We start from the raw sequence: 13,076 nt of genomic DNA, 5'->3' as shown, positions 1-13,076 counted from the left end.
CTTTGTGGCAGACAAACATCTTGCCCAGGGCAGAAGACGAATAGTTGGCAGCATTCTTAATTGAAAAGAACGGGAACAGAACAAGCAGCTGCAACACCTGAAGACAGGTGAATTTGCAATTCGGATTCTTAACTGACCCGATGACTTTGCTTTGTATCCTTATGCTGTTCATAATGGTTGATATGCTGTTTATTGCCTTGCTAGAGTCATTCTTTGCAAAAAACTCTTGGAGTTCACCGATAATATATCTATTTTTGTTCATGGCTAAAGGGTGCTATATCCTTTGTTTGGCGACATTAATATAGTGATAATCATCGAATTATCAAACTCTTTAGCCTTTTTTATTACATTATTTGAGTACTTGCGAAACTTGAATACTATTGTTAATCCGGAAACTGATGTGCTGGTTATCGGCTATACACCGTGTGATAAACCGATACTGATGAAATAGATAAAAGGAATAATTGTTTTAATTAAAATGGAATGAATATTGCATTCCAAAAGGGAAATACCGTGTTCAGAAATCATTTAGTAGAGGTGATGAGGATATTCTTTTGACAGACAGTTTTGAGGTTAAATAAAAATGTGTGGAGTATGAAAAACTGGTATATTTATTTCGTGGCGATGATGGCAATATACGGACTGGGATGCAATCGCACGACATCAAAAAAACAGGTTATGCAGATTGGACCTGCCGATGCACAATGCCTGAACTGTGATACGCTGGGGACTACTGTGCGGATGAATATGATACAGAACCATTATCCGCTTGATACGAAGAATGTGTATGCAATCCTATTGAATCCTAAGCGTAAGTCGCTGATTTTTGGTGGTGACTGGACATTGCAGAAATGGGAAAACGGTTCGTGGATGGGTGCAAAGATGAATGGAATGTATGGCTTTGGAGATGTAGGTATGCAGTTAAACTTTGCTCCTGATTATTATTGTTTTAGTTATCCTGTCAGTTGCTATAGAATTACATCCGGAAAATATCGGATTATTCAATCATTCCATGACGGGAGGAAAGAACTTACAGTAAGTGCCGAGTTTTGGATAGATAAATAACGGAAAATTGTTTCACGGAAAAATATTATGTTATGAGAACAAAATTATTGTTAGGGGTATTGGCTTGGTTTGCAGCGTGTACATTGCAAGCTCAGGAGGTGAATGACCGTTATATTGAGGTGACGGGCACTTCAGAAATAGAAATTGTGCCGGATAAGATTCATTATCTTATTGAAATTCGGGAGTATTTTGAAGAGGAGTTCGACGGTAAGTCCAAGTCGGAGGAATATCGTACAAAAGTACCTTTAGGGCAGATAGAGCAGCAGTTGTGGAAGGTATTGATTGATGTGGGGATTCCGAAAGAAGCTGTCCGTACACAAGAGGTGGGGGACTATTGGCGCAGACAGGGACAGGATTTTCTGGTTTCCAAGAAATACGACATTACATTAACCGATTTCAAGCAGATAGATGAAATCGTGAAACGTATTGATACCAGAGGTGTGAATACCATGCGTATCGGAGAACTGGAAAACAAGGATATGTTGGTTTATCATCAGAAAGGGAAAATAGAGGCCCTGAAAGCAGCACAACGGAAGGCTGCTTATCTGGTGGAGGCGCTGGGAAAGAAACTGGGGGAGGTAATTCGTATTGTAGAGGATGGCAATGCAGGAATGTCCTCGTTTTTCAGTGCACAGAGTAATGTCCGTGCCTCTGATGCAGTTTCGTTCGACGGCTTCCGCACGATAAAAAAGTATTACTCTATGCAAGTACGGTTTGAAATTACAGATTGAATAGTTTTAAATGGATAGAGAATCATGAAAGCGGAATGTTTCATATTGTTGTGCGGATGCCTGATTTTAGGTCTGGCTGGTTGTAGCTGTAAAAAGTCGGACAGACAACAGGAAATACTTCCTGTAGGGGCTGTAGACAATACTGTGGGTCTCAACGATACATTGGGAATCTCCTTACATCCTGAATACCCTGTCTATTCTACCCGACAGAAACAGATTATCTTTGTATTGTCCAACCAAAGTGGTATGAATATCAGTTACGGTTTGGATTATCGTTATACGTATGAAGATGAGGCGGGTATATGGAGGGAGATTTCGAAACGACCTGTCGTTTTTGAGGTGGAATATGTACTTCTGCATGGGGGTAAACAGTATATCTATGCAGATTTGTATAGGAACTTACCAGGCCGATATCGTTTCTTTTTCGATGTTTGGAGATACGACCGAAGTTATACTTTCATGGCTGAGTTCGGTTTATGGGACACTAATGTGGTGGGTAAATAAAAATAGTCATTATAATCGAAAAGTCTTAATGGAATGAAAACGGTAAGATTCTATTGCTTTTGGGTAATTGGTTTCCTTTTAGTAGTAAGCTGTACTGGAAAACCAGCACAAAAAGAGACGAAGGTCTCCGAACCGCCTTCTCAGGAACAGATTCCTGACCAGAGCGAAGGTTGGAAAATCATTGAGGCCTTGACCAAGGCTTACGGGGATAATCCGAACCTCATCGGAGATTTCATTGGGAGTTCCCGATGTCCGGACTTTCTGGAAGGACGGTATTTTGACGGGAATACATTGGTTTTCCAGGTGCGGGGAGATACAACGTCGGCACGGCAGACGCTGGAAAAGACATCGGGTAGCAAAGCTTTCCGGATAGAGCAGCTGACGGACAGTACTTTTTCAGAGAAACAGCTTCAATGTCTTTTAGATAAGCTGAACAGTCGCTTTAATTCATTGCCGGAAAGCAAACTGAAAACCAATATGAAGAGTTGGGGGAGTACGGCACATTACATTGATGTGACTTTTATCCGTAACACTCCGGAGGCCCGCGCGGAGTTCCGCAGGCTGTTGATGGATTCGCCTGCCATCCGTTTCTTCGGACCAGAGCAGCCTGTCCGAAACAATACGACCGGAGCATCGGAAGTATACGGCATTTGCTTGTATCCCGAATATACCGTTTATCCGGATACGGCTGATACCGCTTCATTCATTCTGTTGAACCGGAGTAACGGACAGATTACCTGTGGCGAACATTATTTTATCACTTACGAGGGAGCAGACGGACAATGGTATGAGTTGCCTATCAATACCTTTGCGAATGATATTGCTTATGTGCTGAAGCCGGATTCACAACATCGTTTTGTGGCTAGGTTATATCCTGCGGTCAATGACAATAAACCGGGGCGTTACCGTTTCTTCTATGAGGTGTCTTTGGAATCAGGAGAAAATATCCGGATGATGGCGGAATTCCGTCTGACAGATGATTACGAAGAAGCCCGACGGGCCGGGAAAACTCCGATTCCGAAAACTACTGGCAGGAATTATGTGGAAGTTCCTCAGACCGATGAGCAAATGGTTTATCAGGTGGTAGAAGAAATGCCGGAGTTCCCCGGTGGAATGCCTGCTTTGATGGAGTTCATCCGGAAGAACCTTCGGCATGATAAGGCAGAAACAAAGGTACGTGTCATTCTCCAGGTTGTAGTGGATAAGGAGGGGAATGTAACAAATCCTGTTGTACTGCGGAGCGTAAACTCGATATTGGATGAAGAAGCTTTACGTATGGTCAGTCTGATGCCGAAATGGAAACCGGGAAGACAGGCCGGAAAGAACCGGAATGTAAGGTTTACTTTTCCGGTAACTTTCGAACCTTCGGGTAAAGGACTTCAATAATCTGCATGGAAAATAAGTCGTTTTTTCATCGGATGATTCCCGTATCACTGTCTTTCAGCTGGATGGTCTTGTTGATGGTACGGTATTTCCGTCCTTTGTTCAGGCGCCAGCTGATGTTGAGGCTGACCAGGTTGCGGCGGTCGGTGCTGTATAGGGCTATCTGCTTCTGTAGATTCCGGTTCAGGATTTCGGTTTCAAACATTTTGTATCTTTTCATCAGCGGCTGTTGCCAGATTAGGGCGAATTGCCAGTCCTTGTATCGGTAAGAGGTCTTCAGGGCAACATCAGAGCCGTTATAGCCTTTCGTTTCCCCTTCCAGAAAGCGCCATCCGTTGTCTGCGTATGCCTGTATGGAGAAATTGCTCAAGTAGGCATTGAGACTGCCTGTCACGAAATAAGAGGTATAGCAGTGAGTGTAATCGGTTCCGAAATTGAAGCAGCGGAACAGTCCTCCGTAGCCGGCCACGGACAGTTTCTCCGGCAGTAGCCAATAATTTACATAGCCCGAAACTTGCAGGGCATCTATTTCTTTCTGATTGCGCTGTGTGTAGATGAACTTGTCGTTGGCTGTCCGTTCGTACACGGCCATGTTCGGGTGACGACAAATCTTGTAGTAACCCTGAAGGTCTGCCTGTAGACGCGAATCGGCATAAGAGAGTCTGAGGGTTTGGTATGTGTCTCGGTTCGGCTTGAGTTCCGGACTTCCTACGGTCCATCCCATGCTGTTGGTACGGATGCTGGCATCGCTTATCATGGCTATCCGTGAAACCCGTTCGTTGGATTGGACGTTGTAACTGAGTTGCAGCCTGTCGGTAAAGTTGTAGCTTGATGAGGCTTTGGGGCAGAAAGTCCAATGGTTATAGGAATGTTCATCCTGACGGTAATACAGGTAACTTACTCCCACACCGGCCGCGTAGCGGAACTTGCCCCATGTACCTTTTATCTCGGAAAAGGCATATATCCGGCTGTTGTGCATGAGATTGAGCGAGGAAACATCTCCTGTATATTCATTGTCAGTGTATTTCTGGCTGTAGTTGAGTCCTGCGGAAAGGGTGAAGGGCTTTAGCCGGTTTTCATAGATGGCTTCGCTCAGAAAGGAGTAGGTCTTTCCTTCTACATTGTATACGTAGGGGGAGCCTTCATTGTAACTGCTGGATGAACGGGTGTCTATATAAGTACCTACAGCATTGAAGGTAAGCGATTGGTTGGGAGTAAGCTGTCGGAAATAGTAAAGGTCCAGTACCGGATTTTGGGACAGGCTGTTGTTCGTCTGGGTAGCCAGATAGTCATTCGTTCCGTCTTGAATCTCTTTCCGGTTGAAATTGCCCGGAATGTGGTTGAAGTTTCCGGTCAGCGAAGCTTGAAAGACATAGTCGGTAGAGTCCGCCAGGTTATAGGTCAGCTTGATATTGTTGTTGAAATACCGGCTACGTGACTCGGTGTCGTTACGGCGGATGGTATAGACAGAGCCGTCGTTCAGGTGATACCAGGCTGTTTCTTCCATCCGGTTGCCATTGTAATCCTGGTACCCGAATCCATAATTCAGCGAAAATTCACTCTTCCCGGTATTCCATTTTCCATATACCGAATAATTGCCGTTCCGGGCTGTAAGGGATTGGGTCATGTCGGTTCCTACAGTGTATCCGCTTTCGTTCCGGCGGGTTGTAATGTTGATGACGTAAGCGATTTCGTCGCCGTACCGTACCCCAGGTTGGTCAATGAAATCGATTTTGCTGATGGTTTTTGGGTCGAGTGCCAACATTTCTGCCTGGTCTACAATGATTCCGTTGATACGGAGTTGTACACTTCCTTTGTTGTCGATGGCGGTTACGCTATGTGAGACTTCATCGATGCGGATGTTCGGCAAAGTCAGTTGTTGAAGTACACTGTAACCTGAAGCGGATGACGTCTTCTGTTCGTCGGTGGGGTAAAGCAGCAGGCCGTCTGTCTTATGGACGACACGGGCTGCCTTTACTTCTACCTCTTTCAGCTCTATCGTCTGTTCCGTTTCTTGTGCCGTTGCTGTGGCTGTATAGCCAATAAACATGGATAATATGAGAACGGTTCGTATCCGTTTGTCCAGGGTACCGTTCTGCGAAGTCTGTCTATGGCAGGCATCTTTTACTGTCAGATTGATGAGTGCTTTCATGTGTTCCTGTTTTGTTGTTCAGGAACAAAAGTAGGCTTCTGCGGCAAAGACGGCAAAATCGGGAGCTGACATTTGTCTGACAATCTCTTGTCAGTTTTCCTGTTCTTTGATTTCCAGGGAATAACTCTTCCCTCTGTCGGCTACGATTCTGAGATTCGTATGGCTCTCGATGATGGGCTTTACCCGTCGGATAAGGGTATAGAGTGTGTCGTTGGCGTCGTCTTTCTTGGGCCAGAGGGCTGTACAGATTTCTTCTTTTGTCAGCGCATGGGAAGGAGCGTTCCAGAACATCCGGATGAGCTGTTCCTGCATGGGAGTGAAATGGATGAGGTCGTGGCTGGCATTGTAGAAACGGTTGTCTGTTTCCGAGTAGACCAGTCCGCCGAACCCGATGCTTTCTACCTGCATTTTTACTTCTTCCTTTTTTCTTCTTATGTATAACCAGACGAATATCCCCCAAAGGAAGGCAGCTACCATCAGTCCGGCTGACAGGCGCTGGTCGGAAAGGCCGAATATGGCAGCAGCAGACAAGCGGGTGTATCCTTTCAATGCGAGGGTCTCTTGAAGGGCCGGGTCTGTAACAATCAAGGTATCGCTGCAGATGGCCGGTTCATCCGTAGCATGGCCGGTATACTGATTATCCACCACATCGAAAGTAAGAAACGCCGATTCTTTCAGCCGTTTGTTCTTCAGGTACCGGCAAAAGCGCTCGTCCGAAACGGCTATCAGGACTTTCCCGCCGGATGTCTTACGGAGTTGTTTGTACACTTTGATGGTATCTTGTGTAACAATAGGCCTTGTCTTTTCTTTGACAATCAGTGCCAGTGCCTGGTTCAGGTCGGCTGTCAGCTCTTCTTTGGCGGTGCAATAGCTGTGTCTTCCGGCCAATAGGGAACTTAGCATGAGAGTCAGAAATACAATGACAGGAAGTGGTTTGTGTTTCATAATCGTCAGGTTTGTTTCATGCAAATGTAATGAATTTTACAGTTCAGGATAGTCTGTCACAAAAAATAATTATCCCCTTTTTATGGCTCTCAATGTGTTGCCAGATACCATGAAGTCTGTGGATAGTCTATGGTCCTACTGTTCGAGCTGGGTTCGGAGGTCGTTATACCTGAATATTGCTCCACTGTAATCGGACCTCTTGAGGCGGTATAAAACCTTTCTGTATGTGCCTTATAAGGAATGACTTTTTCCATTAGGGCGATGAAGTAACCATACAGCTCAGAATCGTTTCCGCACAGTGTACGCACATAATCACCGAAATCATAGAAAATGACAGGCGAATAACCGTCCATGCGTTGAATGTAAGTTATCTGTGAATTGTCTAAAGAATAGCTGGAATGGATAAGTTTCATCAGGTCTGCCAGTTCATCCAATTGGGAACAGTCCGTAACGGCAATGGTCCCGTACGGATATTGGTAACTGGAATAGAACTGGTAGAAGGCATTGCAGATGGCGGCATAGTCCGGCTTTTCAGCCAGCAGGTATTCTCCCATGGTGGAGTAGGGCATGCCGTATACCATGATTTCGGTAGGACAGGCTATCAGATAGTCGGTCACATGACGTAAGTCGTAGGCTGCTTCCAGCGATGACATGTAGCAGTCATCAAACAGGATATAATCCATTTTCAGTCCGCTGTTTGATAGGCTTTGTGAAAGGGTGGTGACATCCGTCTGATATTCGGCTGTCAATCCGCCAAAGAAACGGGTCTGAGGTACATCGGTATATTCCCAATGGTAGACAAAGTCTGTGATAGCTCTGCCTCGGCTTTGTTCAACAGGTAGCCATCCCATGCCGTGGCAACCGATTATCATGGCATAGTTGGCTGCCGGAGCATAAGATTTCATGTCATTCAGGATGGCCGTCAATCCTGTTTCGGTTGTAAAGGCTGGCGTCGTATATTCCTTTAACATGTCCCTGCGGCAGTGACCGTTTTCATATACGATTTCGAACATTTCAGCTTCAGATGCACTGGTGGATAGGAAAACAATCACCCGCTCATTATGAAGCCCTCGTCGGGAAATGGCTTTTTCCATATCTGAAATGTTGTTATAAAAGTATTCGGTCAGATTGGTAGACCATGGCAGGTACATGAAGATAGTCCTTTCGTTTGATGAGACAGGTGGTATATCTTCTTTTTGGCAACCGACCAAAGAGAAGATACTGATAATTACAATCAATATACGGGTTGCATGGGTGATTCTCATGAGATTTTTCTTGATGTTTTTCAGTGGTGTAAAAGTAGTATCTTTTTTTGAGTTTTCTGTTTTTTGAGCTATTTTTGTTGTTAGATGATTTAAACTGAAACCTATGAAGAAATTTCTCGGCGTTTTGTTTCTTGCGTCCGGACTGCTGTCTTTTACCGCTTGTTCCGGTGAAGAGTCGGATGGACCGGAGTCTGATGTGATATGGGATATCGCTCCTTTCGTGATTCATATAACTGTCTCTGATAAGGACGGAAATGATTTGTTGAATCCGGAAACATCGCAGTCCATTGCCGATAATGGGATAAAGGCCATTTGGACGGGAAGGACATTCGAAAAGGATTCCATATTTGTCCCCGATGGTCAGTCTCGGGCTGTTCTTGCTGTTTTCAGAGGCTTGTATGCCAATCAATGGCCTGACGGCCGTTACAGGCTTTCGTTCGGCGAATTTGCGGGGGACAGGAATTATGAACCTCAGGAACTGGTAATTGACTGGAACGACGGAACTCCGAATGACACCATCGTTTTCAGCCATTCTTTCTGGTGGGAGAATCACGAACCGAACCAGAAAACCATTGTTTATCTGAACGGGAAAGAAACAGACTCGCCTGTGCATATTGTCAAATGATGAAAAATCCTTTTATTTTATCTTACCTGTTTGTGGCTCCGATTTCAGATGAAGAGATTTTCTTTTTCTGCTAGCATAGGCTGAAATTCAGTCGTTCAAAACGAACGTCCGTTTGATAGGAAGCGTGCGTTCGTTTTGGTTAAAGCGTGCGCACGTTTTAATTGAAACGTCTAGACGTTTTTGGACCGGTCTTTTTGTGTCCGGAACCTGATGGGGGAAATGCCGGTTTTGCGGTGAAAGAATTTTCCGAAAACAGACTGGTCCGAGAATCCCAACTGGTCGGCTATCTCTTTGACGTCGAGGTCTGTGCATTCAAGCAGCTTTCGGGCATCGGCACATAACAGTTCCGAAATGTGGAAACAGACGGTGCGTCCTGTGATGTGTTTCACGATGCGTGACAGATAGGTGGTAGAGATGTTCAACTGGTCGGCATAGAACTGGATGGTGTGCTGCTCGCGGTAGTGGTGTACCAGTAACCGCTTGAAATTCCTGAAAATCTCGCTTGAGCGTTTTACACATCCCGAAGTGTCCCGGTTTTTCTTATACAGTATATCGGCTATCTGCAACAGCAGGAAACTGCACAGGTGTCGGATGGCTCCATCCTGATACAGTTGCATCTTTTCCAGTTGCGGGGTGAATAAAGCCATGGTCTTCTGCAGGTATTCCGTTTGTGCCTTGTCGAGTTGGAAGATGGGCAGGCGGAAATTCCCGATGTAGGAAGATACCTGATTGTAGGCCAGCTGACCTACAGCCAGTGTGTCGAAGTAGTCGGGGACGATGTATAGACAAATGCAACGGAAATCTTCGCTCTTGCCGGTCAGCCGGACCTGCACGCTGGGAGTCACTACCAGTAACTGTCGGGCAGAGAGTGTGTAGGTATGGTAAATGTCATTGACGGAGGATGTTCCGTTAATGACGAGCAGGAAGAAGAATCCTTTTTCCAGTGTGACAGTGTCATAGGCTGAAAACGAGCTCTCTATCTGTAGACATCCGGTCTTTACAAGGCCTGGACTCAAGCTTTTCATCACTTCATTGAAAGAAACATCCATGGGTATCGGTTTTTACACGCAAAGGTAGGTGTTGTTTCGTTTCCGACCAAGATAAGTCGTTCTTTTTCGACCGAAGAAATGAAAAATAGTATGAACTTTGCGGCATGTTTAAAAAAGAGACTTATGAGTAAGTATATGTTCAGGCGTTATCTGCTGTTTGTCGTTTCGTTGTTCATCAATGCATTCGGTATCGCATTCATCACCAAAGCGTTGCTGGGAACTTCGCCCATTACCAGTGTCACTTATGTGCTAAGTATGTTTACTCCCTTTACGATGGGAGTTTGGACTATTCTGCTAAACCTTTTGTTTGTGGTGCTGGAATTGTTCTTGATGACACGGAAAGACTTGAAAGAGGATTTGCGCATGTATCTGCTTCAGATTCCCGTTTCGTTCTGTTTCGGACTGTTCATCGATTTTTCTATGATGATGCTTTCCTGGCTTACACCGGCATCGTATGTTTCGCAGGTGGTGGACTTGCTGATAGGTTGTACCATTCTGGCGTTGGGTATTGCTTTGGAGGTCAAGGCAAATGCTGCCATGATGGCGGGAGAGTATTTCGTGAAGGCTATTACCCGCAGATTCCGGGGCGATTTCGGCTATGTGAAATTGGGCTTTGACATTACGCTGCTGGGTATAGCGTGTACTTTGTCGCTTGTTTTCATGTCCGGCATTTACGGGGTGCGTGAAGGTACTGTAGTGGCGGCGTTGCTGGTCGGCCCGATTGTGCATTTCGTGAGCCCGTATTATCGTTTCCTGGACAAGTGGATTACAGACCCTCTCCGTAGTCGGGAAGAAGGTACGAAACGGAGTGAAAACATTGTCATCACCATTGCGCGGGAATATGGAAGTGGCGGGCACCAGTTGGGCGAAATGCTTGCCAAGGAGCTGGGCATCAAACTGTATGACAATGAATTTATTCGCCTGGCAGCCCAACGGAGTGGAATGGATGAGCAGTATATCGTGAAGAATGAACAGTCTATTCCTTCGTTCTGGTTGAAGTGTATCCTTTCCAAGAACAGCGAACAACCTTTGGAAGGTAGTCTTTCGGCCGATGACGTGTTGTTTGTGGCCGAAAGCCGGATTGTGCAGGATTTGGCCGAGGAAGGTTCTTGTGTCATTGTGGGACGGTGCGCGGATTTTGTGCTGAAGGATTATCCGAAAGTGTTGAAAGTGTTCTGTTATTCGGATTTGCAGAGTGCGGTGGAGCGTTGCATCACCCGCTACGGTATTTCTGCGGAAGATGCCGAAGCTGAAATCCGTCGGGTGAACCGGAACCGTATTCGTCATTATGAATATTATACCGGTAGGAAATGGGGAAGTCCTCATCAATATCAGCTGATGTTGAATACGGGAAGTATCGGTCTGGATACGGCTTGCCGGTTGGTGAAGGATATTTATCGGGAAATGGAGAAGAAAAAAGTAGCGGCGAAGTAGGAAAATGCATTGTAGCGGGCTCGTTTTTTACGAGTATTTCAGTGCTTATTTTTATATATAGGTATAGGACTCCCTGTTCCCTGTACCTGCATGAAACTTTTTGTGAGCTTGAAAATCAGTCGTTTGTAGAAAAAATGCGATTTTTCTGATAAAAAAGTGTCGCTATGTTTTGGAGGTTTCAGAAAAAGCTATACCTTTGCACTCGCAATCGGGAAACCAATCGCCGGTTGTTGCAGGATAAGCGGAAATAGCTCAGTTGGTAGAGCATAACCTTGCCAAGGTTAGGGTCGCGAGTTCGAGTCTCGTTTTCCGCTCCCAAAGAGAAGGATGCGCGAAAGTCGAAAGGCTTTTATCAATGCCCAGGTGGCGGAATGGTAGACGCGCACGTTTCAGGTGCGTGTGTCGAGAGGCATGCAGGTTCGAGTCCTGTTCTGGGCACAACATTCTTCTCTCGTCTTGGAGGAATGGCGGAATTGGTAGACGCGCCACTTTGAGGGGGTGGTGACAGTTATGTCGTGTGAGTTCGAGTCTCATTTCCTTCACGATTGTAAATGCGGAAATAGCTCAGTTGGTAGAGCATAACCTTGCCAAGGTTAGGGTCGCGAGTTCGAGTCTCGTTTTCCGCTCCAAGCGTTGTTTAAAATGCTGTAAAGTCGAAAGACGAATTGCCCAGGTGGCGGAATGGTAGACGCGCACGTTTCAGGTGCGTGTGTCGAGAGGCATGCAGGTTCGAGTCCTGTTCTGGGCACTTTGTTGCGGAAATAGCTCAGTTGGTAGAGCATAACCTTGCCAAGGTTAGGGTCGCGAGTTCGAGTCTCGTTTTCCGCTCTTTACATCTTGTTTTGAATTATTGCGGAAATAGCTCAGTTGGTAGAGCATAACCTTGCCAAGGTTAGGGTCGCGAGTTCGAGTCTCGTTTTCCGCTCGTCGAAGAAATCGTTCATCGGTTTCTTTTTTTTGTTTTATACCCGTTTGTCTTTCCCTTATCTTTTTTTCTGGAATACGTTTTGGAAATCGGAGTTTTTATGTAAGTTTGCGGCGCAATCTAGCTAATGAATTTTGTATATGAAAACGTATGACATTTATTTCTCGGATGGTAATTCGAGCGATCACAAGGGATTCTCAATCAAAACTCAGGAGAAGGCTGTTCACATGGCTGAAGACATGCTGGTGAAGGGAAATTCTTATATCGACGATTATGCGGGAGGCCTTATTTCGGTAGTCGATTCGGAAGGCGTGACCGTCTGGAGCCAGCCTATTCCGGCTCATGTAAAGTGAATTGTTTATTCAAAAAAGATATAAAAGATTAGATATGTTCTCAGGTATTGTAGAAGAATATGCAGAAGTGGTGAAGGTGGTGAAGGATCAGGAGAATCTTCATCTTACCTTGAAGTGTTCGTTTGTAGACGAGCTGAAAATCGACCAGAGTGTGTCGCATAATGGAGTCTGTCTGACTGTGGTCCGGATTGAGGACGGTACTTATACGGTAACAGCCATGAAGGAAACCATTGAGCGTTCAAATATCGGACTGTTGCAGCCGGGCGACAAGGTGAATGTGGAACGTAGTATGATGATGAACGGCCGGCTGGACGGACATATCGTACAGGGACATGTGGACCAGACGGCTACCTGTGAAGCGATTGCCGATGCGGAAGGAAGCTGGTATTATACGTTCCGCTACCGGTTCGACCCGGAGATGGCCAAACGGGGATATTTTACCGTTGACAAGGGTTCGGTTACGGTGAACGGTGTCAGCCTGACGGTTTGTAATCCTACGGAAGACAGCTTCCAGGTGGCGATTATCCCTTATACCTACGAACATACCAATTTCCATACGCTGAAGGTAGGTAGCGTAGTCAATATCGAGTTTGATATTATTGGGAAATACCTGAGCCGCATGATGCAGCTGACCGGCAAATGAGC

Annotated in this window: 12 protein-coding genes, 7 tRNA genes and 1 pseudogene; 15 read left to right on the top strand and 5 right to left on the bottom strand. The window is 45.6% G+C overall.

The window, feature by feature from the left end; all coding sequences use genetic code 11:
* Positions 1–262, bottom strand: a pseudogene (locus C510_RS17935) (IS4 family transposase); the annotation flags it as partial.
* A gap of 332 nt (positions 263–594) precedes the next feature.
* On the opposite strand from C510_RS17935, the gene C510_RS0112260 reads away from it, so the two are divergent.
* Genes C510_RS0112260 through C510_RS16515 form a run of 4 tightly spaced genes read left to right on the top strand, consistent with a single transcriptional unit; the run spans position 595 to position 3,686 of the window.
* Entirely contained in the window at positions 595–1,065 is a 471-nt protein-coding gene (locus tag C510_RS0112260; protein ID WP_025892991.1) for an immunoglobulin-like domain-containing protein, read from the top strand.
* Between the two features lie 32 nt (positions 1,066–1,097).
* On the top strand, positions 1,098–1,796 hold the full coding sequence (locus tag C510_RS0112255) for an SIMPL domain-containing protein (RefSeq protein ID WP_022054373.1): 699 nt from the start codon (positions 1,098–1,100) through the stop codon (positions 1,794–1,796).
* Positions 1,797–1,820: 24 nt separating this feature from the next.
* A complete protein-coding gene (locus C510_RS16520) occupies positions 1,821–2,300 on the top strand; it encodes an immunoglobulin-like domain-containing protein (RefSeq protein ID WP_018711633.1) in 480 nt (159 codons plus the stop codon).
* Between the two features lie 33 nt (positions 2,301–2,333).
* Positions 2,334–3,686 (top strand): energy transducer TonB, encoded by a 1,353-nt coding sequence (locus C510_RS16515; RefSeq protein WP_018711632.1) that lies wholly within the window; start codon positions 2,334–2,336, stop codon positions 3,684–3,686.
* 25 nt (positions 3,687–3,711) lie between these two features.
* Here C510_RS16515 and C510_RS0112240 read toward each other — a convergent pair whose 3' ends face one another.
* From C510_RS0112240 to C510_RS0112230, 3 genes are all read right to left on the bottom strand, one after another.
* Positions 3,712–5,835: a porin family protein gene (locus tag C510_RS0112240; RefSeq protein ID WP_018711631.1), complete on the bottom strand. Its 2,124-nt coding sequence runs from the start codon at positions 5,833–5,835 to the stop codon at positions 3,712–3,714.
* 90 nt (positions 5,836–5,925) lie between these two features.
* Entirely contained in the window at positions 5,926–6,780 is an 855-nt protein-coding gene (locus tag C510_RS0112235) for a helix-turn-helix domain-containing protein (protein WP_018711630.1), read from the bottom strand.
* An 89-nt stretch (positions 6,781–6,869) separates the two neighbouring features.
* Positions 6,870–8,045, bottom strand: coding sequence for a clostripain-related cysteine peptidase (locus C510_RS0112230; RefSeq protein ID WP_026320217.1), 1,176 nt, complete (start codon positions 8,043–8,045; stop codon positions 6,870–6,872).
* Between the two features lie 103 nt (positions 8,046–8,148).
* On the opposite strand from C510_RS0112230, the gene C510_RS16510 reads away from it, so the two are divergent.
* Positions 8,149–8,670, top strand: a complete 522-nt coding sequence (locus tag C510_RS16510; RefSeq protein WP_018711627.1) for a hypothetical protein — start codon at positions 8,149–8,151, stop codon at positions 8,668–8,670.
* Positions 8,671–8,840: 170 nt separating this feature from the next.
* Here C510_RS16510 and C510_RS0112220 read toward each other — a convergent pair whose 3' ends face one another.
* A complete protein-coding gene (locus C510_RS0112220; protein ID WP_018711626.1) occupies positions 8,841–9,719 on the bottom strand; it encodes an AraC family transcriptional regulator in 879 nt (292 codons plus the stop codon).
* 123 nt (positions 9,720–9,842) lie between these two features.
* Here C510_RS0112220 and C510_RS0112215 point away from each other — a divergent pair, with 123 nt between their 5' ends.
* The 10 genes from C510_RS0112215 (at position 9,843) to C510_RS0112170 (ending at position 13,074) form a co-directional block, all read left to right on the top strand.
* A complete protein-coding gene (locus C510_RS0112215; RefSeq protein WP_025892997.1) occupies positions 9,843–11,153 on the top strand; it encodes a cytidylate kinase family protein in 1,311 nt (436 codons plus the stop codon).
* 241 nt (positions 11,154–11,394) lie between these two features.
* Positions 11,395–11,467: transfer RNA gene (locus C510_RS0112210), tRNA-Gly, on the top strand.
* 43 nt (positions 11,468–11,510) lie between these two features.
* Positions 11,511–11,591: transfer RNA gene (locus C510_RS0112205), tRNA-Leu, on the top strand.
* A gap of 20 nt (positions 11,592–11,611) precedes the next feature.
* Positions 11,612–11,695, top strand: a tRNA-Leu gene (locus C510_RS0112200).
* Between the two features lie 11 nt (positions 11,696–11,706).
* Positions 11,707–11,782: transfer RNA gene (locus tag C510_RS0112195), tRNA-Gly, on the top strand.
* Positions 11,783–11,820: 38 nt separating this feature from the next.
* Positions 11,821–11,901 (top strand) — tRNA-Leu (locus C510_RS0112190).
* Positions 11,902–11,908: 7 nt separating this feature from the next.
* Positions 11,909–11,981 (top strand) — tRNA-Gly (locus tag C510_RS0112185).
* A gap of 24 nt (positions 11,982–12,005) precedes the next feature.
* A tRNA-Gly gene (locus tag C510_RS0112180) sits at positions 12,006–12,078 on the top strand.
* Positions 12,079–12,218: 140 nt separating this feature from the next.
* The gene (locus C510_RS0112175) at positions 12,219–12,431 is read left to right on the top strand and encodes a hypothetical protein (protein WP_018711624.1); all 213 of its coding nucleotides are present in this window, start codon (positions 12,219–12,221) and stop codon (positions 12,429–12,431) included.
* Positions 12,432–12,465: 34 nt separating this feature from the next.
* On the top strand, positions 12,466–13,074 hold the full coding sequence (locus tag C510_RS0112170; RefSeq protein WP_018711623.1) for a riboflavin synthase: 609 nt from the start codon (positions 12,466–12,468) through the stop codon (positions 13,072–13,074).
* The last annotated feature ends 2 nt before the right edge of the window (positions 13,075–13,076 follow it).

This window comes from Phocaeicola barnesiae DSM 18169 = JCM 13652 (genome assembly GCF_000374585.1).
GTDB lineage: Bacteria > Bacteroidota > Bacteroidia > Bacteroidales > Bacteroidaceae > Phocaeicola > Phocaeicola barnesiae.
Note: the sequence above shows the minus strand (reverse complement) of the source record. Positions and strands in the feature narration are given on the sequence as shown.

Excerpts from the sequence above, each read along its gene's own strand:
- C510_RS0112260 (WP_025892991.1), top strand. The coding sequence starts at position 595 with ATGAAAAACTGGTATATTTATTTCGTGGCGATGATGGCAATATACGGA.
- C510_RS0112255 (WP_022054373.1), top strand. The coding sequence starts at position 1,098 with ATGAGAACAAAATTATTGTTAGGGGTATTGGCTTGGTTTGCAGCGTGT.
- C510_RS16520 (WP_018711633.1), top strand. The coding sequence starts at position 1,821 with ATGAAAGCGGAATGTTTCATATTGTTGTGCGGATGCCTGATTTTAGGT.
- C510_RS16515 (WP_018711632.1), top strand. The coding sequence starts at position 2,334 with ATGAAAACGGTAAGATTCTATTGCTTTTGGGTAATTGGTTTCCTTTTA.
- C510_RS0112240 (WP_018711631.1), bottom strand. The coding sequence starts at position 5,835 with ATGAAAGCACTCATCAATCTGACAGTAAAAGATGCCTGCCATAGACAG.
- C510_RS0112235 (WP_018711630.1), bottom strand. The coding sequence starts at position 6,780 with ATGAAACACAAACCACTTCCTGTCATTGTATTTCTGACTCTCATGCTA.
- C510_RS0112230 (WP_026320217.1), bottom strand. The coding sequence starts at position 8,045 with ATGAGAATCACCCATGCAACCCGTATATTGATTGTAATTATCAGTATC.
- C510_RS16510 (WP_018711627.1), top strand. The coding sequence starts at position 8,149 with ATGAAGAAATTTCTCGGCGTTTTGTTTCTTGCGTCCGGACTGCTGTCT.
- C510_RS0112220 (WP_018711626.1), bottom strand. The coding sequence starts at position 9,719 with ATGGATGTTTCTTTCAATGAAGTGATGAAAAGCTTGAGTCCAGGCCTT.
- C510_RS0112215 (WP_025892997.1), top strand. The coding sequence starts at position 9,843 with ATGAGTAAGTATATGTTCAGGCGTTATCTGCTGTTTGTCGTTTCGTTG.
- C510_RS0112175 (WP_018711624.1), top strand. The coding sequence starts at position 12,219 with ATGAAAACGTATGACATTTATTTCTCGGATGGTAATTCGAGCGATCAC.
- C510_RS0112170 (WP_018711623.1), top strand. The coding sequence starts at position 12,466 with ATGTTCTCAGGTATTGTAGAAGAATATGCAGAAGTGGTGAAGGTGGTG.